The sequence below is a fragment of the Psychrobacter sp. 1Y10 genome (assembly GCF_052259005.1).
Lineage (GTDB): Bacteria > Pseudomonadota > Gammaproteobacteria > Pseudomonadales > Moraxellaceae > Psychrobacter > Psychrobacter saeujeotis.
Genome location: NZ_JBQQES010000032.1, coordinates 1 through 545, shown reverse-complemented (window position 1 = coordinate 545; position 545 = coordinate 1). Strand labels below are relative to the sequence as shown.

Genomic DNA, 545 nt, shown 5'->3' with positions numbered 1-545 from the left:
GAGGTGCGACCGCGCTGGTTCGGTCGTGGAGCCGGAAAGCCGCGCTGGCGCAACGCCCGGCTGATGGACTTCGCGGAGCCCGAATTGCGACCGCTGATGGCCATGGAGAAGCTCCACCGCACGGGGGGCGCCTCCGCCACCGTGCACACCCTCCGGCCGGTCCCCGATGCTTCGGCACGGAGCGCCGCCAACGGCTAGGACGGCTGCTGATTGCGGCCGCTCCGATCCCCATCTGGAGCCTACCGCTCTGCCGGAGCGGTCGACACCGGGGTTGAAGGTCATGCCGCGCTACTTCTTCCACACGCAGATCGGCGACGACGTGATCACCGATACGACCGGCGTCGCTCTGCGCGATCCGGATCAGGCCTGGGAGAAGGCCCAGGACACGATCCGTGCGGCCCTGGCCGAGGCCCGGGATCAGGCCAGGCTTCTGACCGCCTGCCTGGTGGTCACCGACGAAGCCGGCGACGTCGTTCTGGAATTCCCGTTCAGCGAGGTCGTATCGCTGCCGCCGGACGCGGATCCGACCCTGCATTGAGCGCCCC

2 protein-coding genes are annotated in these 545 nt (G+C 69.4%); both read left to right on the top strand.

The features are described 5' to 3' along the window. The coding region (locus ACTXGH_RS13805) for a hypothetical protein (RefSeq protein WP_443561808.1) at nucleotides 1-198 on the top strand (198 nt) is incomplete at its 5' end. 82 nt (nucleotides 199-280) lie between these two features. Continuing rightward, complete coding sequence (locus ACTXGH_RS13800) at nucleotides 281-538, top strand: DUF6894 family protein (protein ID WP_443561806.1); 258 nt, start codon at nucleotides 281-283, stop codon at nucleotides 536-538. Nucleotides 539-545 lie beyond the last annotated feature (7 nt).

Bases quoted from the DNA above. Each gene is read 5' to 3' on its own strand.
- ACTXGH_RS13800 (WP_443561806.1), top strand. From the start codon at position 281: ATGCCGCGCTACTTCTTCCACACGCAGATCGGCGACGACGTGATCACC.